This window comes from Bacillus sp. 41-22, from assembly GCF_025809295.1.
Lineage (GTDB): Bacteria > Bacillota > Bacilli > Bacillales > Bacillaceae_G > Bacillus_A > Bacillus_A mycoides.
Genome location: NZ_CP084035.1, coordinates 2,835,751 through 2,858,745 on the forward strand (window position 1 = coordinate 2,835,751; position 22,995 = coordinate 2,858,745).

Annotated in this window: 23 protein-coding genes, 1 pseudogene and 1 other annotated feature; of the genes and pseudogenes, 9 read left to right on the forward strand and 15 right to left on the reverse strand. The window is 34.7% G+C overall.

The window, feature by feature from the left end; genetic code table 11:
- The first annotated feature begins 136 nt into the window (after positions 1 to 136).
- The 4 genes from LCF45_RS14495 to lsrF are packed head-to-tail and all read left to right on the forward strand — an operon-like array spanning position 137 to position 3,808.
- Positions 137 to 1,084, forward strand: coding sequence for a sugar-binding transcriptional regulator (locus LCF45_RS14495; RefSeq protein WP_263892839.1), 948 nt, complete (start codon positions 137 to 139; stop codon positions 1,082 to 1,084).
- The gene (gene lsrK, locus LCF45_RS14500) at positions 1,069 to 2,631 is read left to right on the forward strand and encodes an autoinducer-2 kinase (RefSeq protein ID WP_263892840.1); all 1,563 of its coding nucleotides are present in this window, start codon (positions 1,069 to 1,071) and stop codon (positions 2,629 to 2,631) included. Before LCF45_RS14495 ends, lsrK begins: the two co-directional genes overlap by 16 nt.
- 25 nt (positions 2,632 to 2,656) lie before the next feature.
- Positions 2,657 to 3,019, forward strand: coding sequence for a cupin domain-containing protein (locus LCF45_RS14505; RefSeq protein ID WP_000909986.1), 363 nt, complete (start codon positions 2,657 to 2,659; stop codon positions 3,017 to 3,019).
- Between the two features lie 6 nt (positions 3,020 to 3,025).
- On the forward strand, positions 3,026 to 3,808 hold the full coding sequence (lsrF, locus tag LCF45_RS14510) for a 3-hydroxy-5-phosphonooxypentane-2,4-dione thiolase (protein ID WP_002032842.1): 783 nt from the start codon (positions 3,026 to 3,028) through the stop codon (positions 3,806 to 3,808).
- Positions 3,809 to 3,974: 166 nt separating this feature from the next.
- On the opposite strand, the gene LCF45_RS14515 is transcribed toward lsrF, so the two are convergent.
- From LCF45_RS14515 to LCF45_RS14545, 7 genes are all read right to left on the reverse strand, one after another.
- Positions 3,975 to 4,757 carry a class I SAM-dependent methyltransferase gene (locus tag LCF45_RS14515; RefSeq protein WP_002127899.1) on the reverse strand — a complete coding sequence of 261 codons (783 nt, stop codon included), beginning with the start codon at positions 4,755 to 4,757 and terminating at the stop codon, positions 3,975 to 3,977.
- Between the two features lie 354 nt (positions 4,758 to 5,111).
- Positions 5,112 to 5,531, reverse strand: coding sequence for a VOC family protein (locus tag LCF45_RS14520; protein ID WP_263892856.1), 420 nt, complete (start codon positions 5,529 to 5,531; stop codon positions 5,112 to 5,114).
- A gap of 218 nt (positions 5,532 to 5,749) precedes the next feature.
- Complete coding sequence (locus LCF45_RS14525; RefSeq protein WP_002127903.1) at positions 5,750 to 6,454, reverse strand: nucleotidyltransferase domain-containing protein; 705 nt, start codon at positions 6,452 to 6,454, stop codon at positions 5,750 to 5,752.
- A gap of 85 nt (positions 6,455 to 6,539) precedes the next feature.
- Positions 6,540 to 7,127, reverse strand: a complete 588-nt coding sequence (locus LCF45_RS14530; RefSeq protein ID WP_080021423.1) for a hypothetical protein — start codon at positions 7,125 to 7,127, stop codon at positions 6,540 to 6,542.
- 106 nt (positions 7,128 to 7,233) lie between these two features.
- On the reverse strand, positions 7,234 to 7,560 hold the full coding sequence (locus LCF45_RS14535) for an antibiotic biosynthesis monooxygenase family protein (protein ID WP_078203508.1): 327 nt from the start codon (positions 7,558 to 7,560) through the stop codon (positions 7,234 to 7,236).
- Between the two features lie 97 nt (positions 7,561 to 7,657).
- On the reverse strand, positions 7,658 to 8,872 hold the full coding sequence (locus LCF45_RS14540) for an MFS transporter (protein ID WP_002168141.1): 1,215 nt from the start codon (positions 8,870 to 8,872) through the stop codon (positions 7,658 to 7,660).
- Positions 8,873 to 8,929: 57 nt separating this feature from the next.
- Positions 8,930 to 9,973, reverse strand: a complete 1,044-nt coding sequence (locus LCF45_RS14545) for an ArsR/SmtB family transcription factor (RefSeq protein ID WP_003190247.1) — start codon at positions 9,971 to 9,973, stop codon at positions 8,930 to 8,932.
- A 370-nt stretch (positions 9,974 to 10,343) separates the two neighbouring features.
- Here LCF45_RS14545 and LCF45_RS14550 point away from each other — a divergent pair, with 370 nt between their 5' ends.
- Positions 10,344 to 10,790, forward strand: coding sequence for a DinB family protein (locus LCF45_RS14550; RefSeq protein WP_254865058.1), 447 nt, complete (start codon positions 10,344 to 10,346; stop codon positions 10,788 to 10,790).
- A gap of 236 nt (positions 10,791 to 11,026) precedes the next feature.
- Here LCF45_RS14550 and LCF45_RS14555 read toward each other — a convergent pair whose 3' ends face one another.
- Positions 11,027 to 11,176: a hypothetical protein gene (locus tag LCF45_RS14555; RefSeq protein WP_003190241.1), complete on the reverse strand. Its 150-nt coding sequence runs from the start codon at positions 11,174 to 11,176 to the stop codon at positions 11,027 to 11,029.
- Between LCF45_RS14555 and LCF45_RS14560 the strand changes: the two are divergent.
- Positions 11,133 to 11,329: pseudogene (locus LCF45_RS14560) on the forward strand (helix-turn-helix domain-containing protein); the annotation flags it as partial. The gene LCF45_RS14555 and the pseudogene LCF45_RS14560 sit on opposite strands and share 44 nt — an antisense overlap.
- A gap of 214 nt (positions 11,330 to 11,543) precedes the next feature.
- Positions 11,544 to 12,737 (forward strand): NupC/NupG family nucleoside CNT transporter, encoded by a 1,194-nt coding sequence (locus tag LCF45_RS14565; protein WP_002127907.1) that lies wholly within the window; start codon positions 11,544 to 11,546, stop codon positions 12,735 to 12,737.
- Between the two features lie 77 nt (positions 12,738 to 12,814).
- Here the strand turns inward: LCF45_RS14565 and LCF45_RS14570 are convergent, their stop codons facing one another.
- Positions 12,815 to 14,062 (reverse strand): glutamate-5-semialdehyde dehydrogenase, encoded by a 1,248-nt coding sequence (locus LCF45_RS14570; RefSeq protein ID WP_002165561.1) that lies wholly within the window; start codon positions 14,060 to 14,062, stop codon positions 12,815 to 12,817.
- Positions 14,063 to 14,165: 103 nt separating this feature from the next.
- Positions 14,166 to 15,269 (reverse strand): glutamate 5-kinase, encoded by a 1,104-nt coding sequence (proB, locus tag LCF45_RS14575; RefSeq protein ID WP_199626780.1) that lies wholly within the window; start codon positions 15,267 to 15,269, stop codon positions 14,166 to 14,168.
- Positions 15,270 to 15,414: 145 nt separating this feature from the next.
- Positions 15,415 to 15,625, reverse strand: a binding site (T-box leader).
- A gap of 339 nt (positions 15,626 to 15,964) precedes the next feature.
- Between proB and proC the strand changes: the two genes are divergently transcribed.
- A complete protein-coding gene (gene proC, locus LCF45_RS14580) occupies positions 15,965 to 16,783 on the forward strand; it encodes a pyrroline-5-carboxylate reductase (RefSeq protein WP_002168136.1) in 819 nt (272 codons plus the stop codon).
- Between the two features lie 537 nt (positions 16,784 to 17,320).
- On the opposite strand, the gene LCF45_RS14585 is transcribed toward proC, so the two are convergent.
- Entirely contained in the window at positions 17,321 to 18,352 is a 1,032-nt protein-coding gene (locus LCF45_RS14585; protein WP_002013512.1) for a Delta(5) desaturase DesA, read from the reverse strand.
- A 616-nt stretch (positions 18,353 to 18,968) separates the two neighbouring features.
- Here LCF45_RS14585 and LCF45_RS14590 point away from each other — a divergent pair.
- Entirely contained in the window at positions 18,969 to 19,559 is a 591-nt protein-coding gene (locus LCF45_RS14590; protein ID WP_243513723.1) for a hypothetical protein, read from the forward strand.
- Between the two features lie 571 nt (positions 19,560 to 20,130).
- Here LCF45_RS14590 and LCF45_RS14595 read toward each other — a convergent pair.
- The 4 genes from LCF45_RS14595 to LCF45_RS14610 all read right to left on the reverse strand — a co-directional run bounded on the left by LCF45_RS14595 (position 20,131) and on the right by LCF45_RS14610 (position 22,961).
- Positions 20,131 to 20,292 carry a hypothetical protein gene (locus LCF45_RS14595; RefSeq protein ID WP_002127911.1) on the reverse strand — a complete coding sequence of 54 codons (162 nt, stop codon included), beginning with the start codon at positions 20,290 to 20,292 and terminating at the stop codon, positions 20,131 to 20,133.
- Positions 20,255 to 20,854, reverse strand: a complete 600-nt coding sequence (locus LCF45_RS14600; protein ID WP_002127913.1) for an undecaprenyl-diphosphatase — start codon at positions 20,852 to 20,854, stop codon at positions 20,255 to 20,257. The genes LCF45_RS14595 and LCF45_RS14600 overlap by 38 nt, the downstream gene beginning before the upstream one ends.
- 443 nt (positions 20,855 to 21,297) lie before the next feature.
- On the reverse strand, positions 21,298 to 21,465 hold the full coding sequence (locus LCF45_RS14605) for a type 2 periplasmic-binding domain-containing protein (protein ID WP_033708081.1): 168 nt from the start codon (positions 21,463 to 21,465) through the stop codon (positions 21,298 to 21,300).
- Positions 21,466 to 21,860: 395 nt separating this feature from the next.
- Positions 21,861 to 22,961 carry an ABC transporter ATP-binding protein gene (locus tag LCF45_RS14610; protein WP_002165550.1) on the reverse strand — a complete coding sequence of 367 codons (1,101 nt, stop codon included), beginning with the start codon at positions 22,959 to 22,961 and terminating at the stop codon, positions 21,861 to 21,863.
- Positions 22,962 to 22,995: the final 34 nt, after the last annotated feature.

Sequence of the window (22,995 nt, forward strand, 5' to 3'; positions counted from 1 at the left end):
TTTGTAGCATTGTATATTTCTTTTTTCATATCTAGAACACTTTTTTCACTGGACTATTTATCGCTTCAACTGGAATAAACAAAATAACGAACACATATGTTTAAGCAGTGGTCAATTGTTGAAAGGGATGAAGAGTATGTCACAGCTGAGCTTTGAAGACAATTTGTTAACAAAAGTAGCTTGGTACTATTATAAAGATCAATTAACCCAGCAAAAAATTGCTTCCCTTCTTCACATTTCAAGAAATAAAGTCGTTCGGTTGTTAGATAAAGCACGGACGGAAGGTGTCGTCACATTTCACGTAAAAGGTACTGGTTTGCACTGTTTAAGCATCGAACGTGACCTTATGAAAAAATTCCATCTAAAAGATGCTTTCGTTATTCCAACGCCAACTGAGGATTATGCATTTTCACTCGGAAAAGCTGCCGCACAATATTTAGAAACTCAATTGCAACAAGGAGATTTACTTGGGATTGGCTGGGGAGAGACGATAAGTAAAATGCTAGAAAACATTCATTTTGATAGCTCTATGAATCTTTCAATCGTTACTCTTACAGGAGGCGTAAATCACTATGTTCCAAGAAACCAAAGCTATTTAAACTACATGCAAGGCGATCTTCATATTATTCCTACCCCTTTTCTAACATCTACAAACGAAATGACGCAAATTATTCTATCTGAACCGAGCGTGAAAGATATGCTTCACGTCGCTTCACTCGCTCATACAGCAGTAGTTGGCATTGGCGGTTTATCTCAAGACGCCACAATTGTGAAAGAAGAAAAATTAACACTACGTGAAATGACATATATACGTAGTCAAAACGGGGCAGGAGATATTTTAGGGCAATTTTATAATACTGATGGAAAACAATTAGAACTTCCCCATCATAACCGTCTTATCGGCACACCACTCTCTGTTCTTCAAAATATGAAACATGTCGTTGGTGTAGCTGGCGGTACGGAAAAGATAGCTGCAATTTACGGCGCCTTAAAAGGAAAGTTCATTCATACATTAATTACCGATGAAGAAACTGCCCTCTCCTTATTAAGAAAGGAAGGTGACTCTCAATGTCTACTCTATTAGCTTACGACGCTGGTACAGGGAGCATTCGAGCAGTTCTTTTTGATTTAAACGGTAATCAACTTGCTGTTAGTCAAAAAGAATGGATTCATAAATCAGATAGTCGTTACCCTGGTTCTATGAATTTTGATGTAACTGAAAACTGGCAGCTCGTTCAAAAATGTACGAAAGAGGTTCTTCAAAAAAGTAATACGTCCTCCTCTTCTATTAAAGGTATTAGTGCAACGAGTATGCGTGAAGGCTTTGTTTTATACGATAAAAACGGGCAGGAAATATGGGCTTGTGCAAATGTTGATGGCCGCGCGTCAGCGGAAGTTAGTGAACTAAAACAAATTCGTTCCGAAATTGAAAAGGATTTATATAAAAAATCCGGTCAAACTTTTTCATTAGGTGCTTTACCTCGCTTACTTTGGATAAAAAAGCATGAACCAGACGTGTACAGAAACATTCATTCTTTCACGATGTTAAACGATTGGATTTTATATAAATTGTGCGGCGTACTGCAAATTGATTCTTCAAATGGATGTACGTCCGGTATATTTGATTTACAAAATAGAGCTTGGGATAACTCGGTTGCTGAGCAATGCGGTCTTACTCTAGCCTTTTCTCCAAAAGTAAATGAAGCTGGTACAGTTATCGGGAATATCACAAAACGAAGTGCTGAGTTAACAGGATTACATGAAGGAACACCGGTCGTTGCTGGTGGCGGAGATGCACAAATGGCATCGCTTGGAACTGGAGTTGTAAAGCCTGAACAAACATTTATATGCGGAGGCAGTTTTTGGCAACAAGAAGTAAATATAACAAAACCAGAAACTGATCCAAATGCGGCGATTCGTGTTAATTGCCACGTCATTCCTAACCTATGGCAATACGAAACAATTGCTTTCTTCCCTGGCCTTGTTATGAGGTGGTTTCGAGATGCCTTTTGCCATGAAGAAAAACGGCTCGCTGAAAAACTCGGTGTAGATGCTTATGAATTACTAGAAGAACAAGCGAAAGAAGTTCCTGTAGGCTCACATGGCATAATCCCCACTTTTTCAAATGTAATGAATTATATTTCTTGGCGACATGCTGCACCATCCTTTTTAAATTTAAGTTTAGATGCTGAAAAATGCGGTAAAAAAGAAATGTTCCGGGCAATAGAAGAAAATGCCGCCTTCGTTACATTCGGCAACTTGAAATTAATAGAGGCTCTCACAGGGAAATTTCCTTCTGAAGTGATTTTTGCTGGCGGCGCTGCTAAAGGAAAACTTTGGCCGCAAATTCTTTCAGACGTTCTTGGAATCCCAGTGAAAGTACCAGTTGTAAAAGAAGCGGCAGCTTTAGGAACTGCAATTGCTGCTGGGGTTGGTGCTGGCATATATTCATCTATGGCAGCGACTGCCGGACAGTTTGTACAGTGGGAAAAAACATTTGAGCCAGTCACTGAAAATCATGAACTATATAAGGAATTCTATGAAACATGGAAAACTGTGTATAACAGTCAGCTCGCTTTAGCCGATAAAGGGCTCACCTCACATATGTGGATTGCACCCGGTGCTCTGTAACACATTACATAAAGGAGTGAAATGTATGTTAAAAGCGAATGAAAATGATTTCTCCTATCGCTTCGGTGATAACGGGCCGAAATATTTAATACAAGGTCCAAATATCGATCTTGGCCTAGTCGTGATTCAGCCTGGGCAAGAGTTTCAAAATCACTATCATACAACGTGCGAAGAGGTCTTCTATGCGTTAGAAGGCGAAATAGATTTCTATGTGAATAACGAGAGAGTTCCGATCAAACAAGGGGATGTCTTGCAAGTTCGACCTCATGAATCCCATTATCTTATTAACCATTCTGATAAGCCTTTTAAAGCTGTTTTTATAAAGTCACCACATTTACCAAATAAAGATACTGTACAAACTGAAAATCCAACATTAACGAAGGAGTGATTCCTAATGACTTGGGGATTTAAAAATCGATTAAACACAATTTTACCTGACGGCAGAGCGGTTATGTTAGCGATAGATCACGGCTACTTTTTAGGGCCAATTCACGGACTTGAACAACCGTTAGAAACAGTTAAAAACTTGCTTCCATATACTGATTCCCTCTTTTTAACACGAGGCGTATTAAGTTCCTGTATTCCTGAAAACTGCAACACACCGATGGTTATGCGTGTATCAGGCGGGGCAACTGTAGTAGGCAAAGATTTAGCGAATGAAACAATTGTTACACCTGTGAAAGAAGCAGTAAAACAAAACGCAATTGGCGTCGGCGTTTCTGTCTTTGTTGGATCAGACTATGAAACACAAACTGTTTCAAATCTCGCAAACGTAGTCTCTGAAGCTCACGATTACGGCCTGCCAGTACTCGGTATTACCGCCGTTGCGAAAGAACTACAAAAACGTGAAGCTCGCTTTCTAGCACTCGCCTCCCGCGTATGTGTTGAAATGGGAGCTGATATTATTAAAACGTACTACTGCGAAGGATTCGAAAAAATCACAAGCACATGCCCTGCTCCAGTCGTAATCGCGGGCGGACCGAAACTAGATTCAATCGAAGACGCATTAAACATTACGTACAATGCGCTGCAAGAAGGCGCAATCGGAGTAGACATGGGCCGAAACATATGGCAATCCGAACATCCAACTGCGATGATTCAAGCGATTCATGGCATTGTAAAAAATAGATTGAATGTGAAAGAGGCGCTGGAACTATATAATGATGTGAAAAATTAATGTGAAAAGATGGACTATTTATTATAACGGGTTCAGTTAAGAGGAGTAAAACTTGTTTTGACACTCAAACTACACAAGGAAAAGGATGGCACTTGCCATCCTTTTTGACATACATTGAACTTTTACTGTTTTCAAGTTTCCTTCTTCGACTAACGAGCCAAAAATTTTAATCAACCTTTAACTTTATAGCTTTTGTAGCAATAAAAGTTTTAATATGCTTATCTAATATCCTTGTTCCACCAAAATCATCCTCGTAAAAACCCGTTATAACAAAACCAGCTTCAACTTGACCTTGGATTTGATCTTCTAGAGTATGTGCGTATTCTATTGTTTGATTTAAATTAATATAATCTTGAACTTCATCCTCTGGTAAATAATCCAATGTTGATGAAGGTATTGAATGTTTAACATCCAAAATACCTTTTTGTTCTTGGTTGTCATCAAAAATCCATAGTAAAGGATTTGTAAATCCAGAAATAAGAATACCTTTATTCTTTAAAACCCTTGAAATCTCATTCCATACAAGATGAACATCTTTTACAAACAAATTAGAAACAGGATTTACGACAATATCAAAATATTCATCTTCAAAATCACTAAGATCTGACATATCTCCTTGTACTGTTTTTAAAGTTAATCCATCCCGTTCCGCTACCATTTCATCTTGTTCCAATTGCTTCTTAGATATATCAGTAACTGTTACATCTGCTCCAGCAGCAGCCAGTACTGGTGCTTGTTGCCCTCCACCTGATGCTAAACAAAGTATCTTTAATCCCTCTAATGACTTTGGAAACCAATCTCTAGGAACTGATTTTTCTGTGGTGACTGTGATTTCCCATTCACCTGATTTACTTTTTTCAATAACCTCACTACTTACAGGTTGAGTGTATCTAGAACCTTCTTCAACCTTCTTATCCCATGCATTACTGTTTTGTTGTGTAGTATCCATTATAATCATTCCTCCTAACTATCTAGTTGCATTTTAATTGTGACATTATTAACTATTTACACCCTTTTTCTATTAACCTGCCGATAGTTAATAAATGGTTTTCTATATTTATTTTAACACATAAACATCCCATTTTTCGCAATATTTCAATTAATTGATTACATTGCTAAAAATGGGAATTGTTTCAGTTATACTAAAATATGAAAACAAAAATAAAGGAACTGTCTCATAAGTCGGATTTCTGACTAAAAGACGCTTCTTTTTCACTTTAGTGTTCCATTAAAAAAGAGGATTAAAATGGTATCAAGCCCCTTTCCAAACTGGATAAGGGGCTACATATACACCTTCAAACAATTACTCTTGATGAGTGTCATTGGATTTTGAAACTTTCTTACCATCTCTATAATCAATACAAGACACTTCGATTAATAAGCCATTAAATACTGTAAAATAAAAACCATAACTACTACCTCTCATCGTATAAGGTTCCTTGCCTATTTCAATGCCACCAGCTACTAAACGATTATATGATTGATCAACTTCACTTGAAGTTTCCACTAAAAAACCAATATGAAAAGCTTCAGGATACATAACTTCCTTATTCCCCTTAAATGCTTTTGGATCACTTAGCACAAGTATAAATCCACTCTCATCACTCATTACTACAAGTGCCTTTCCCTTTTGCTCCAAAAATTGAAAATCAAAAAATGTTTCAAAGAAATGTCTAGCTTCTGATAAATCATCAAAACATAGATTTAAATGATTCAACTTCATTCACTCATCTCCTTTTAAGCAGAGGGTATATATACTCATATTAATAACACTTACATATGTAAGGAAAGATATTCAAGTGTTCCGTATAAGACTATTTTTTAATAGTCTTATGCTTTTTCCTATAGCTTAGAACGTTTTTCGAAATGAATGCAATCATATGAACAATTCGACATGGAGTATCGATTTACCTATATAAATTGACAAGTGTTATAGCCATATTATTTATTCTCCAAATTAAGTAAAACCCACTCAATCAAGAAAATTGCTGAAGAGATGCGCTCTGTCGTATCACCTAAAAACAATTTATTTATAAAACCTGCAAAATTCGTTGGTACTTTAGATAATGTTTCAATATATTTCAAAACAGATCCAGCTGGCGGTACTGGCTTGTTATTAATAGCCCATATTCCCTCTAACAATGTCCAAGTTGATGTTTGAACTATATATGATGCTTTTAACTCATCTTTTGCCTTCAGAGCAGTCTTAATTTTAATTAGCGAACTATGTAACCAATGAGAAACGCCTTTTACTTTATCACTAGAAACACGGTAGTTTTCAAATTCATGTTTAGCTATTTCCTTTAACTTTTTCAACTCACCGCTTTTATCAAATAAAAATTTCCCTTCTAAAAATGAGTATAGTTCCATCGGATTGTTTTTAAAGTTTACTTGTATTAGATTAAAATCTGCACTCTTATATTCAACTAAAATATCTTCTCTCGTTTCAGAATAAAATCGCTTCTTTTGTCCGTCTTCTAAAAGAATATATAAGTCTAAATCCGAATCAGGATATGCATCACCTCTTGCGACAGAACCAATAAGCATACATCCAGTTACCTTATCTATAGATAAGATTTCAGCTACTATTGTTTTCACTAATTTTTTATGTCGTTCATGTTTAATAGATATTTGTGTTTCTAACATTTGTAACCTCCAAACACATTCTTATAGATTTATTCGTTACCTAAATATATTTTACTTCTCTTAATACCTTTAATCTTCTACATACTTATTCAACAATTGTCAGTTCATATACAATTGCGTCTTTACTGCTTTTTGTTTTATCTTGAATCGTTACAATATCTCCACCTTTTATTTTCGAAGCATTCACCACTTTTACCATCTCTGGTGGAACACTCCCTCCATTGTTCTCTTTATTTAGTGGTAACCACTTTACTGACTTATTAGTTGCTTCTAAAATTTTATATTTAATTGAACCATCATACTTTATTTCACCTACAAGATCTTTTACTAATGTAGGTGTATATTTACCCTCTTCTTTTTCCAAAGAGATATGATCACCTATATCTAAGCTACCGTTTCTTTTAGGCGCCTTCCATTTTATTGGGTTTAAATTACTTAAACTTACTTTCACGCTCTCTTCTTTATTTGAGCTAGCATCTTTTAGAAATATTTCATTATAATTCTTATCAATAACGATATACTCTTTCTGCTCTACTATTTTTGCACTGCTTTCACGTTTTTCTTCCTCATTCTTAGATACATCTTCTTTCACATTATTATCACTACATACTGATAATAATGTCGTTGCTAAAGCTGCCATTAGTAATATTTTTTTCACTTCGTTTACCTCCATTTATAACTAAACAAATAAATATATATAACATCCATATTTTACTATAAATCAAAAAAGAGGATATTTGTTTATTAATAAACAAATATCCTCTACCTCTAATTATATTTTACGACTGTTGATAAGCCGATTTCGATGATTTCACATAATAAACACCGTGTTCAACGTTAATGATATGATCTGGTTTTGGTTTACCACGGCCCGCTCTATGTCCAGCTAAATGCTCTTCACTTGTTTCCCAGTTTTTCCATGCTTGTTCTGATTCCCAGCGAATCAGAACTACTACTTCTTCATCTCCGCGTCTCACTTTTTTAACGAGAACACTTAAATCGATAAACCCTTCAAATTTTTCAATAATGCCTTCTCCTGTAAAACGCTCTACAACTATATCTGATGTACCTTCTTTTACTGTAAATGTTTTAGTTTCGATAAACATATATCCCACTCCCTCTTTGTAATACGAATACTAGTATTCTTCTATTATAGTTGATTATGATAATTATTTTCAATTATAAAGTTTTAAATTTTTTGAATTATGCTGTTTTCTCTTCAACTGCCTCATCTAAAAATTTAAAATATGGAAGTAATATTCCTATTAAAGAAGTGACGCATATAATCGCACCTATGATAAAGTATAGTGCTCTAACTCCCCATATTTCACTTAGTATGCCTCCTAATAACACACCTAACGGCATAGCGGATCGTATGAAAAATAATCGCACTGAAAATACTTGCCCTATCATATTGTTTGGTACTGTTTGTTGGCATATCGTCGTATTATGAACATTGAAAAATGAAATACAAATACCTGCAATTACTTCAATAATTACCGCAATTATAATACTGTGATTGAACCCTAGAGAAATGTATGTAAGGCCACCTATAAACAATCCTCCAAGCATAAGTATTCGCCGGCTTTTATATGTTACTTTTCCGACTAATATTGATCCAACTACATAGCCAAGTGGGAAACCGGCCATAAAATAACCGTATTCAGCATACCCTGCCGATAGTTCATCTTTAATGTAAGGAAGATTCGTAACCATCGTTACTCCTACTCCAAATTGAACGAATGTTAGAAAGATACCAAGCCAAACGATAACTGGTCTTGTGAAAAAATATGTAAATCCATGAAGAAACTGCTCTAGCCACGTTTTTCTAAGCTCTTGCTTTATCCTCTTTTCTCTAATGAAAAGCAACAACCCTCCACTAATGAATAGACAAATACACACAAAGAACAGTGTTAGCTTCATTCCAATAAAATGAATAACGATGCCACCTAATACTGGCGCAAGAAACATCATAAGACGAGTCATCCCATCAATATACCCATTTGCATTTTGAAGGTGCTCTTTACTTACAATGCTCGGTGTAATTGCTTGACTTGCAGGTGTATAAAGCGGTGTAATAAGTCCAACTATAATTTGAACAACATAAATGTGCCAAACTTCTATATTACCTGTAACTAGCATCGCCAAAGGTAGTAAAAATACGGACGCTCGTATCCATTGTGAAAAAATCATAATCCACTTTCGGCTCCATTTATCAATATATGGACCGCTTATAAGTTGTAGTATGAGCGACGGGATAAAATATAGTAACCACATGCTACTTAATGCTGTTTTTGATCCTGTTAATTCATAAACGAGAATTGAATTACATAACGTCCCGAAAGCCCCGCCTAATTCCGAAATCGCACTACCTATCCACATAAAAAAGAATGAACGGTTTTTCAATACACTCTTCACTATAGCTCACCAACTTTTCTATTAAATTCCTCCCTTTATGTACATTCTCGTTGTATATTATCTATTCAAAAATGCATCTAATTCTTTCGCTAAAGACTGCACTGCTTTCTTTCTCAACACATATTTTCCGTCTTGAATATCAACTAACTTTGCTGAACGTAAAAGTTTCAAATGATGATGTACTGTCGATTTTCCTAGTTGTAATCTTTCCGTTATTTCTTGCAGCGTACGCTCTTGTTCAAATAGTAGTTTTACAATACGAAGCCTTGCCTCGTCCCCGAGCGCCTTATGTTTATGAACTAAAAAATAACTCGGCTCATACGGATCTTCTGGATGTATACTTTCATTTGCGACTGGATAATGAAACACTTTCGTATCTTCAATATCAGCTTCTATGTTCCACGGTCTGTATGTAATTTGCGGGATAAGAAGTACGTGATGAACACTTGGCTCTGGCATATATGTAACTCCACCTGTAGCCCACTCGACAAACTCTTCCGGTTTCATCTTTTTATTCATTTCATTTTTCGCTTCATAATCTCGCTGTAGTATAGAAACAATTTCTTCTGCCTCTTTTTTTACAACACTGTCATACCAACCTGTCATAACGGCGATTAAATGCGTTTTTAGTTCGCGCACATCGGCATGACATACAAACTCTATATACGTAGAGAAAAACTGATGATCATGTGTCAGTTCCTTTAGTTCATGTATTACAGATACTTCTCCGCTTGCAGCTAAACGTCTTTTCGCTTGATACGCTTCTCCTAAAAACGGTAAACATATATACTTTAAATCTTCTTCTGAAAGTGAATCGATATTTGCAATAAACTGTGATAGATCCTGAAAATCTCCCTCATACAATAACTGAAGTAATGCTTTCCATGTATTATTTTCTTCTACGAACTGTAAATGCTCTCTCATCTCTACCGATAATGATTGTCTAATTTTTTCCCATTCACTTTGAGATTTTTCAAGCGTGTCGATTAACCTTTTATGAGTAACTGCCGCAATGCCAAGTGCACATTCGAAAAGTATCGAATACTTCATTTGAACGTTGTACGTTTCCCTCTTTCTACTCGTTACGTGAAAGACTTCCATTTAATCCCCTCCTTATTTGCTAATTATTAAATTCTATATTTATCGAATTATACCTTCTAATTTTTTAGAATTTTAAAACTTTCTGAAACTTTATATTGCTACAAGTTTTTAAATTTAAGCTACAGTTAATTTTCTTGTTCAACTATGAGGCAGGTTTATTAAAGAGAAAGGAGAATTTATTACGTTTATAAAAATGATTTTGAAAGCATAAGTTTATTTCTGCAATTACTACAACGGCGCCGTATTGTTCTTTTAGAAACTTCCAAACATCAATCAGATGATAAGTAGGTACGTTTCTACCTAATTTCTCTAACACTTATTGTTGGTCTATCTCATAGTTAAGGAGGCTATACGAATGGGTAAAAAATAAATATTACAAAATGGGGTCAAGCAAGTTTTTTACGAAGAAGAATGGTACCCACCGATATCAGAAGCGTTAAAGAATCTTACCGCTGCACAAGCATGTTGGCACCCAGAAGGAAAGGCCAGTAATACGATTTGGGAAAATGCAAACCATTTACTAACCTTTAAAGAGCGCTTACTTTCCCGCTTACATCAGGATGACACGTTTGTCCAAGGTGGACCTAATGATGATGAAGCGTGGCAACAAACAGTGAAGCGAACGCTTCAAGTACATGATGCCTTACAATCTTCATTAACATCCCTTCAAGAAACAGAACTGGATCAACCAAGTCCTTCTCTACCAGTTTGGCAACAATATCTGAATATCCTATTGCACAATGCTTATCATACAGGTCAAATTATACAACTTCGTAAACTCCAAGGTTCATGGCCATCTCATCGTTCATATTTATAAGCAATGATTAAAGATGATAGACAAGCATATGATTCTACATTTAGCAGAATAAGTACAAAAAAAGCAAATGAGATTCTAACTCTCATTTGCCTTTTTGCATGCTGGAGAAACGTCCTGCAATGATTTATTAAGCTTAATTAAAATTCAACAAAGAATGTTCAATGGATAAAGTAAAACTTTAATTAGACATTTACGGACCATTATCTCCCGCCTAACTTCCTTGCATTCACCGCTTATTAATTCATTTGTGCATCGTTCAATAGCCCAATTATTTCATTCAACATTTCTTCTGTAAAAGCACCTGCGCTAAAGTTCACTAATGCTCGTAATGGCATATAGTTCATCATTTCAGAAGCATCACTATCCCATCTAGCAGAAATAGTCACATTAAATCCAAGTTATCTATCTTCCCTTTTCAAAAAGGAAGTTAGAATTTCTCTAAATGAATATATTCAGCGTGCCAAAGTCATTTTACAAAGATCTTTAAAAAATATACTGGTATTTCACCTAAACAATTTAAAAATGGATGCAGCTATTAATTGTCCTTCGTTCTACCAATAGATTTATTTTGTTGCTTTACATTATTAATACATATCCTTTATAAAGCGAAAAAACATTAATTTTTAGTACATAAATTGAAATAGATTAACCCCAAACATAACTTAAATTCTTCATAACTTCTGATCATAATCCAAATTTGGAAGAATAGGGGCTTTTTTATATACAAATAATAAGCCTCAAGGAGTTGTTGACATGCATTTCATATTAAATATGTTAGGGATTTTCGTTGTAATATTAATCGTTTTCCTATGTTCGCCTAATAAAAGAAAAATAAAATGGAGACCAATTGTTATTCTAATAATATTGGAGCTTTTTATTACGTGGTTTATGTTAGGCACGAAATTGGGCAGTATTATCATTAATAAAATTGCGTCATTTTTCAGTTGGCTACTATCATGTGCGAATGAAGGAATTCGATTTGTATTTCCTTCAGCTATGGAAAATCAAACAGTTGATTTCTTCTTTAGCGCCTTACTTCCTATCATTTTTGTTATCACTTTCTTTGATATTCTTTCGTATTTTGGAATCTTAACTTGGATTATCGATAAAGTTGGTGCAATCATTTCAAAGATTTCTCGTTTACCAAAGTTAGAAAGCTTCTTTTCCATTCAAATGATGTTTTTAGGAAATACGGAAGCACTTGCAGTTGTTCGTGATCAATTATCTGTGTTAAAAGAAAATCGTTTGTTGACTTTTGGAATTATGAGTATGAGTAGCGTCAGCGGATCCATTCTTGGTGCTTATCTATCAATGGTTCCAGCAACATATATTTTCAGCGCTATTCCTTTAAACTGTATTAACGCATTAATCTTGGCTAATGTTTTAAATCCTGTAGAAGTTACTAAAGAAGATGATGTTATTTATTCACCTTCAAAAAATGAAAAAAAAGATTTCTTTTCTACTATTTCAAACAGTATGTTAGTTGGGATGAATATGGTTATTGTTATTTTAGCGATGGTAATTGGCTATGTAGCATTAACAGCATGTTTAAATGGTATTTTAAGCTTTTTTGTAACAGGCTTAACAATTCAAAAAATCTTCTCTATTATCTTTAGCCCCTTTGCTTTTTTACTCGGTTTATCAGGAAAAGATGCTATGTATGTAGCTGAATTAATGGGGATAAAAATAACAACGAATGAATTTGTTGCAATGATGGATTTAAAATCAAACTTAAAGTCTTTACAACCACATACAATTGCGGTTGCAACTACATTTCTAGCTTCTTTTGCAAACTTTAGTACAGTAGGTATGATTTATGGAACTTACAATTCATTATTTGGCGGGGAAAAATCATCAATAATCGGTAAAAATGTTTGGAAGCTTCTTGTTAGCGGAATGGCTGTTTCCTTATTAAGCGCTATGCTTGTGGGGCTTTTTGTATGGTAAATGAATAATTGTAATAAGATGAAGACACTTAAACTGAATTGGGTGTCTTCATCTTATTACTTGTTCTTTTATAATTCTTATCCCCGAATCTGTCCATTCCCACGAATCACATATTTTGTGGAAGTTAATGCAGGTAACCCCATTGGTCCCCTTACGTGTAGCTTTTGTGTACTGATGCCAATTTCTGCGCCGAATCCGAATTCAGATCCATCCGTAAAACGAGTCGATGCATTATGATAAAGTGCTGCGGCATCAACAGATGTGAAAAATTTGCTGACGTTTTCCTCGTTCTCTGTAATAATCGCTTCGGAATGCATGGATCCATACGTATTTATATGATGAATCGCTTCTTCCGTAGTGGAAACCACTTTAACTGCCAGTGTGAGAGATAAAAACTCTGTTTCCCAGTCTTCTTCTGAAGCTAATGCAATAGAAGAATCAATTGCCAATGCTTTATTATCACCACGTAGCTCCACGCCTCTTTCCTTCAAGGAAGAAAACAGCTCGCTACCAAATTGCTGCGCCCAATTCTCATGAAGTATAATCGTTTCAATTGCATTACATACAGATGGACGCTGCGTTTTTGCGTTTATAATAATATTAAATGCCATTTGTTTATCCGCTGTTTCATCAATAAAAATATGACAATTTCCCGCACCTGTTTCAAGTACTGGAACAGATGCTTCTCTCACTACAGTATCAATTAATTGTTTGCCACCTCTTGGGATAAGAACATCCAAGTACTCATTCAATGTAAACAACTGCTTTGCACTATCGCGCGTTGTATCTTCTATGAGCTGCACACTTTCTGAAGGCAAGCTTGTTTGTTTGAGCGCCCTGTGAATAACGCTAACGATGGCTTTGTTAGAATGAATAGCAGAAGAACTACCACGTAGTATTACTGCGTTTCCCGTTTTTAAGCAAATTGTAGCAGCATCCACTGTCACATTCGGCCTTGCCTCGTAAATCATTCCGACAACACCAAGTGGTACGCGCATCTCCTGAATAGATAATCCATTTGGTCGTTCCCATGCACTAACACGCTCTCCAACAGGATCACGTAAATCAATTAGTTGCTTAATACCTTCAGTCATATCAATGATACGCTGTTCATTCAGCATAAGACGATCAAGGAGTGACTCAGAAAATCCTTTTGTCTTCCCTTCTTCAATATCCCGTTTGTTTTCCTCTAAAATATAAGCTGTTTCTAATATCAGCTGATCAGCAATTACGGCAAGTGCTTCATTTTTTTGATCTGTAGATTTAAGCACAAGTTCTCTAGCAACCTCTTTCGCCTTTTTCCCCTTTGCCAACACTTCATTCATTTTTATTTCCTCCTTTTTAAGGTTAATCAGTTTTTATTTGAGAACTATTTAACACCAGTATCTAAATCTTTCCTGCCCATTAAAATTTGAGTGCTCTCTTTTCTTAAAATGAAACCCAGTGATCTCTATGGATGACTTCATAATTATGCCTTTCGCCTTTTGCTTGAATATCTTGGCTTTGCATACCTTTTAAATTCCTTAGTTCCTCTGCGCTATATGTGCATTGTCCTTTTCCTATTACGCGCCCTTGTTGCGTGATTACTTCCACGACTTCACCCACTTGGAAAAACCCTGACACATTTGTAACACCAGCAGGAAGAAGACTCTTACCATGCTGAATGATGGCAGAAGCTGCCCCCGCATCTACTTCAATTTGTCCGCTAACAAGCGAATGCAAGGCGATCCATTGCTTGTTCATCTTAATCACTTTTTGAGGAGCATTCCCGATATATGTTCCATCACCTTTGCCCTTCATAACATCTAAAAACTTCTCCTGTCCACATCCCGTTCCGATAAATACACTCACTCCAAGAGATAGTGCCGTCTTTGCAGCATCGATTTTTGATTTCATACCGCCAGTCCCAAGTTTTGAACCAGCATCTCCTGCAAGAGAAGCAATTTCTTCCGTTACCTCAGGAAGGAAATGATATTTTTTCGCATCCGCATTTTTCTGAGGATTTTGGTCATATAAACCGTTCACATCTGTAAAAATCATGAGCATATCTGCCGAAACAAGTCCGCTTACTAAAGCTGACAGCATATCATTGTCACCGAACGTTAGCTCTTCTAAAGAAATGGAATCATTTTCATTGATTATAGGAAGAGCAGAACGGTTTAGTAGCTCTCCTAAAGTAGCGTAAGCGTTACTGTATTGTTCTTTTCTAGAAAAATCACTTCTCGTTAGTAAAAGTTGTGCAGTAACGATACCATATTTACGGAATTCCTCCGTGTATGCCTGCATTAATAAACTTTGCCCGACAGCCGCAGCAGCCTGTTTCCCTTTAATTGTCACAGGTCTGCTAGGATACCCTAGAGCAGAAAAACCTGCAGCGACTGCCCCGGATGTAATTAGTAAAACTTCATGCCCTTCCTCTTTCAATCGAGCCAATGCGGCAACGTGATCTGAAAGTTGTTCTTTAGAAATGCCTCCGTGACTATCTGCCAAGGAACTACTCCCAATCTTTACAACAATTCGTTGTTTTTTCACTTTTGTATCCCCCAAGTCTAAAATCAAAGTTTTTTATAAATTTCACTTCTATTCATACAGCTTACAGCGGCTTCTATTCTTATCAGTGCTGCACCTAGCCTATTAAAGAGCAAAATAAAAATGACCACTTCGCCCTTAATAAAATAAAAAGGACGAAACGGTCATTGTTCCGCGGTACCACCTTAATTGATATACATAGATATCCACTTGGCGCCTATAACGCAGGCGAACGCCTAAACTTTCATTTAAGACTCAGGGATAGGTTCGATATATTCTATACGAGGAATCTTTCAGCCGGTGAATTCCACTCTCTTTCGCAAGAAGACATATGTACTATTTCCCTTCAACGATTTTCGGTTTAATTTTTTATATTATGCGATATAATTTGATTTGGTGTCAAGAAGTATTTTTAAAAATAAATAGAGCGGCAAGTTACTTGTATGAAATTATTACCCTACTGAATGAAAATACAAATCGATATAAGTTTAACTCATATTCATCAACATAAAACCTAAAATTAAAGTGTATATATTTACATATTGTCGAATATAATTGATTTTCAACTTTTGGTGTTGCAAAAAGGAATATATTCTCTTAGAATGTTTCTTTATATTGCATGGAGATGTTATTGTTATTTTAAGATAACAATTTCAAAATGATATAATTTATTATAAAAGGAGCAAGATTGAGTTATTATGGATAAACAAATTGGATTCATCGGTTGCGGAAATATGGGAATGGCTATGATTGGTGGGATGCTAAACAAAAAGATAGTGTCTGCAAATAATATTCTTTGTTCGGATTTAAACACTACGAATTTAAAAAATGCTAGTGAAAAATATGGGCTAACTACAACTACTGACAACAATGAAGTAGCTAAAAATGCTGATATTTTAATTTTATCAATTAAACCAGACCTATACGCATCAATCATTAACGAAATAAAAGAAATAATCAAAAACGATGTTATCGTCGTAACGATCGCTGCCGGGAAAAGCATTAAAAGTACTGAAGAGGCTTTTGCTAAAAAATTAAAGGTTGTAAGAGTAATGCCTAACACCCCTGCTCTTGTTGGAGAAGGAATGTCTGCGTTATGCCCTAATGAAATGGTGACAGAAAAAGATTTAGAAGATGTGCTAAACATTTTCAATAGCTTTGGTCAAACAGAGATCGTAAGCGAAAAATTAATGGACGTTGTAACATCTGTAAGTGGTTCGTCGCCAGCATACGTATATATGATTATAGAAGCGATGGCAGATGCAGCTGTATTAGATGGTATGCCTAGAAATCAAGCATATAAATTCGCTGCTCAAGCTGTGTTAGGCTCTGCAAAAATGGTACTAGAAACAGGCATACATCCAGGTGAATTGAAAGATATGGTTTGTTCTCCTGGCGGAACAACTATAGAAGCTGTAGCAACATTAGAGGAAAAAGGCTTACGAACAGCCATCATTTCAGCTATGCAGCGTTGTACGCAAAAATCTGTTGAACTATCTAGGCAAACTAAAAAGTAATAAATTAGTGTAAAGAAACCCACTTTAAATACATTCACATATCTTTAAACAGTTTTAGACTATATACACATTTCATTTACATACTCCTCCTTTTTCACCAGTAACTGAACGGACAAATTCAAGGGTAATTGAGTTTGTCTGTTTTGTATTTTATTATCCTAAAATAATTAGCCTGTTCTTATTATCATTTATTTTATAGCGTAATACCCTTTTATTATTAAGGGAACATCATTTTCATATGTATTTGCTGCAAATTTTATCAAGTTTTAAATCATACGTTTCTTGTAAGACATGATACACACCAGATGAAATATACTCAGAGACTAAGCATAATATCTATTGAAAAAAGTAATATCAATCTCCCCAAATTGTTAACATAATATTTTTATCGTCCTCTAATATTAATTACTATTTCTTAATCCACCTCCATTACAATTTAAATCATTTAAGTTTTCTCCATATCGTGCATCTACTAGTTAAACAAAAACTCCCCTTAAATCGAAAATGATTAAGGGGAGTCAGTCATATTTGATGAAGTTATAGTTCTGATTTCACTGGAATAGAAACATTATTTTTCACTAAATTTTTAACTTCTTTAAAGCTAACAAAATTGTTGTTTTGCTCATCCCAAAGACGGAAACGGAGTGACCGCAAACTTGTAGCAAGAGTAATCGTTGGTACATTCTTTAAAGGAAGCGTATTATTGTGTGCCTCTTCTAATTTATAATTAGGTACTCTTGGACTTAAATGGTGAACATGATGAAATCCAATATTACCAGTTAAAAATTGCAAGATTTTAGGTAGTTTATAAAAAGAACTTCCTTCCACTGCCGCTTTCACATATTCCCACTCTTTATCTTCTTCAAAATAAGAATCCTCGAATGTGTGCTGTACGTAAAACAGCCAAATACCTATTGAACCTGCTATTAAGAATATGGAACCATGTACTAAAAGAAACGATTGCCATCCGAGTGTCCAGCAAAGTAACCCTACTAAAGCAACGATTAAAACATTCGTCAAATAGGTATTCATGCGTTCCTTCTTTCTAGCACCTTTTCTGTTAAATCTATTTTTAAGTAGGAAAACATAAATCGGACCTAACCCAAACATAACCAATGGATTGCGATATAAACGATATGCTAAACGGAGTCTAAATGGCGCTGCCAAATATTCATTCACTGTAAGTGTCCAAATATCTCCTGTACCTCGCTTATCCAAATTACCACTTGTAGCGTGATGAACGGAATGCTCATGCCCCCATTGATCAAACGGGAATAAAGTTAAAACACCCATACATGTCCCTACTATTCTATTTACACGACGGCTTTTAAAGAAAGAATGATGGGTACAATCATGAAAAATAATGAAAACCCGTGTCATAAATCCCGCGGCTAACACAGCTGGAACTAATGCTAACCAATAAGAAACGGACAAACTTTTATAAGCAAGGTACCATAAGATAATAAATGGCACTACCGTATTGATGATTTGCCAAACACTTTTTTTTGCCGTTGATTTTTCAAAAGGAGCAACTTGTTTTTTTAAATTTTTAGTATTTTGTAAGGTCATTTTTTCTAATTCCTTTCCTTTATGTTGCTAATTCGTATTATAACACATTATTAGTAGTAGGTGTTATACGTAGGTATAATAAATATTTTATACTATGAAAATCTCTTTTTTCTTACTCATTCCTTACAAATTTCTTACGTCCAGAATAGCTTCTATTATAGGATAGAAGGAGCATTTGTGCCTGAAATTTCGAAGTTTTTCCCAATAAATATATTAATTAAAAAGAAACACAGAATTTTTCCACTTCTGTACTGCCCCGTTTCCACAATCAGAAGTGAACTGTCCCATAAGTCAGTGTCACCGACTTTGATATGCTCCTCTTAGTTTCGTAATGTTCACTTGTTGCAATTGATTTTACCGGAACTGGATCTATTTCATGAAACTAATCAAATTACATTTCAAATAAAAAACTAGTCTATTTTGAAAACTTCCCTCACTTTTATTCTATATAAAATGTAAAAATTTAATGTCCGTTTATTTAATTTCAAATCTATGATATATTCAAAATATTAATCAAACAAAGTTAATAAAATGAAACTAAGGGAAATTTATGAAAAACATATTTTATATTCATACTAAAATCATATGTTTTTAGTATAGAAAGGAGATTCAAAATTTGAATAAGAATTTAACCAAAATTACATTAATAAGCGGTCTCGCTCTCATACTTTATCATTTTTTCAAATGGTATTTAGTTGAATTCCTTACCCCATTTGTTATGCCATTTCTTTCAATAATAGTTCATGGATTGTTTTTCTTAATATTTATTTTCACAATCATACATCTTATCAAATACAAAAACTGGAAACCGTTAATTATTCAATTAATCATAATAATTACTTGGATATGTATACCATTTAATGAGATTTATATAAATTTAGATTTTATTATCTATAAAGAAGACCGTGAAAAAGTTATAGCACTTATAGAACATAAAGAGTTAACTCCTAATGTTCATTATGATAGTAGACAAATTCATTTACCTAAACAGTTTGCATCCACTTCCAAAAACGGTGGGGATGTAATTATTCAACAAAATAAAAATGGTATTTCTGTTTTCTTTTTTACTTATCGTGGTATATTAGATAATTTTTCAGGATTTATTTATACACCAAATGATACTAGACCAAACAAATACGACTTTAATAATGAATATAAAGAAATCACAAAAATAGAAAAAAACTGGTATTATGTGACATCATATTAAAGAACACAAAAATTTTCTTTTAATTATATTAAAAACATACCGTATTTATAGAAAGGGAATGCTTGTATACTATATACTGATCTGTACTGCATTCCCTAATTAGGCCCGAAACGGATTCTTGTCGTATTAGCTCATTCAAGGTGATGCATTTTTTTTACAAGCGATACATCTTTTTTATCATATACGTCGCTTTAACACCACTCAATATAGAGGGTGCTGTTTCAAATGACTCGAACCTTAACATAGGAGTAGCATCACACATCCATCAACTTAAGAATTTTCTCGTTTTGGATTATTTGTTTTTCTCAGCTTGATTGTGACAGGGCACTGCCAACAAAAAGCGATTTTCGTACGCTAAGATTCTTTCAACATAAAGATTGTTGATAACTTGTACGTGTCAGTAATACCATCTAGCTGTAGAGTGCCGAAAAAAAGTGAAGCAAACAAAAAATAACTCCAAAATCAACTTGTATTGTATATTTTGGAGTTACTTGACCTTTACTTTGCAACGAAAGAGAACCGCAACACTGCCTAAAATCTGGGCGCTTATCACATCCACAAACACACAAAATTAAGAATCCTTCTTCATTCGTTGTTGCTCTTTAATTTGTTCAGCAATAGCTGCAACATGAATACATTCCATATATAGGTCGTCAGCATCTGTATCTTTCACGCTAACTTTTATACTTGTATACTCAAAATCCCTTTGATTTGTTTTTGGATGGTAAAACATGTTTCTCTACTCTTTCATATAGAGTAAGCAATTGCTTGATAAAAGAAAATTCCGGTACTAACCAATACGAAAATAACGCTGAAACACATCCTATTAAAGCCCCTATTACAACATCAAAAGGATAATGAACCCCTACCCAAATACGAGAGATTGCTACACAAAATGCAAGTATAATCCATAACCATCCAGTCTTTTTACGAACAAGCAAAAACGAAAAACAAATCGAAAAAAAGAGAATCGTATGGTCACTAGGAAATGAATTATCTACAGCATGGTCGACAAGTTTATTAACATCAGGCAATACTGCAAACGGTTGATAATTCAAATGAAATTTCCCTGCTATTTTTCCAATCACCTCAGCAATCACAAAAGCAACCATCGCTTGAATAACCATCATCCTACTTTTTCTGGACCCGGTAAACCAATAAGCTATAATAATTAAACCAAAAATATATACCATATATTCTGCCAAAAATACCATGGCTGAGTTTAGGAATGAATATTGTTTACCTAAATCATTAATTGCTCGAAAAATATCAATATTGAATTGAGAAAAAGACATTTTCAAATCCCTCCTTTATAGTAAGGTGTTTAACTCATTGCCATATACCTTCATTACACGAATAGTTTTGATTATTGTACTCATCTAAAAATACCAACCTTCTTGTACGCTTATAATTTTATTATGGGAAAAAAGGTTTAAATGGGACTTAACTACTTCTTAACTATGTGAATGTACTGTTTCTTCCTCTAACATGACGTTTTCACTTAAAAAATAAGCGGCATACGTACGTATATTTCGACTAACGTTTTTAAACGCGAGCTGAGAAAACGTCATCTTCCTTCCCCTCCCACGCTTTTTTTACTTTCATAAAAATAGGCATCACCATGAGTATGACATCTCCTTCTTCTTTCTTCTTTTTCACTATAATAAAAAAAGAAAAAGGAAAACATCGAACTTTCTTACATACATTCGTGCATTCTTACAGTTTTGTCATTTTCTCGTCATTTTGTAAATGTGTTCATCGCCTTGCCTTTCGCTATTTTCAAAAACTCTTGTAACTCTGGGTTTATATTCGTCTTTCGGTATGCAACGGCTAGTTCCGCAACAATTTTAGAATCACATATTTCTTTGTAGACAACTTCTGATTGATATAATTTATTTGCAGACACCTATCCGCTGTTAATTAAATAAGAAAAATTATATGTTTCTAATACATGTTTTTGATCGAGCTTTAATTTAAACCTACAAAGAATTAAGGAAAGTACCCAAAACGACCGTTTATGGTACTTTCCTTATTTTTATCCAGATTGAGAAAAATACTATTCAAATTCAGTTTCAAAACTCATTACCAAAATAAACGCTCCTAACATATTAGTCATATACAATATGTTAGGAGCGTGATATTTTAAGTGTTTTTTGGATTTAGGTCTTGATAATATACGCTAAGCAATCTTTTATATAAAAAAGCCGATTCCCTGTAATCTAAAGGATAATCGGCTTTTTGCTATTCATTTATTTGTAGTAGTTGAAGAAATTCTAAAGGTATAATCATATTAATTATTATCTAAAAAACAATTCGTTTCTCAGTTTCTGAATCAAAGTAATGCACTTTGTCCATGTTTAAACCTAGATCTATATTAGATTGACTTTGCACATCTAAAGATGTGTCCACACGTGCAACAAAGGATTGGCCATTAATGTTAGAATATAGATATGTTTCTGCCCCCATTAATTCTGCTACATCAATACATACCATTACTTTTGTGTTATATGGTAAATCCTCGATTTCTTTTCCATAATAAAAGTCTTCTGGACGTATTCCTATTATGATTTCTTTATTCGTATAGCCCTTATTTCGCAAGCCTTTCATCTTCTCTTCTGGCACTTCAATTTTCCACTTATCAATCATAACTGCATTATCTGTTAATACTCCTTTGAAAAAATTCATTCCAGGAGAGCCGATGAATCCGCCGACAAATACATTCTCTGGATTATCATACACTTCTTTCGGTGTACCGACTTGCTGTATAATCCCATCTTTTAGTACAACTAAGCGCGTCGCCATCGTCATAGCTTCAATTTGATCATGCGTGACATATACAGATGTCGTTTGCAGCTGCTTGTGTAATTTTGTAATCTCAGCACGCATTTGAACACGCAACTTCGCATCTAAGTTTGATAAAGGCTCGTCCATTAAAAATACTTTTGCATTTCGAACAATCGCTCGGCCTAAGGCAACACGCTGACGTTGCCCACCTGAAAGTGCTTTTGGCTTTCGGCTTAAATACTGCTCAAGTCCAAGAATTTTTGCTGCATGTTGCACACGCTGGTCAATTTCTTCTTTACTATATTTTCGTAGTTTTAATCCAAACGCCATGTTTTCATACACACTCATATGCGGATAAAGCGCATAGTTTTGAAATACCATTGCAATATCTCTATCTTTCGGTGTAACATCATTTACACGCTTTCCATCAATATAAAAGTCGCCCTCTGAAATCTCCTCAAGTCCTGCAATCATACGTAATGTTGTAGATTTCCCACACCCTGAAGGGCCAACCAAAACGATAAATTCTCCATCATTTACTTCTAGGTTAAAATCTTTTACGATTGTCACATCATGATCATATTTTTTGTAAATGTTTTTGAATGATAGTTGAGCCATAATATCCTCCTAGAATTCGAGCTATATTTATAGA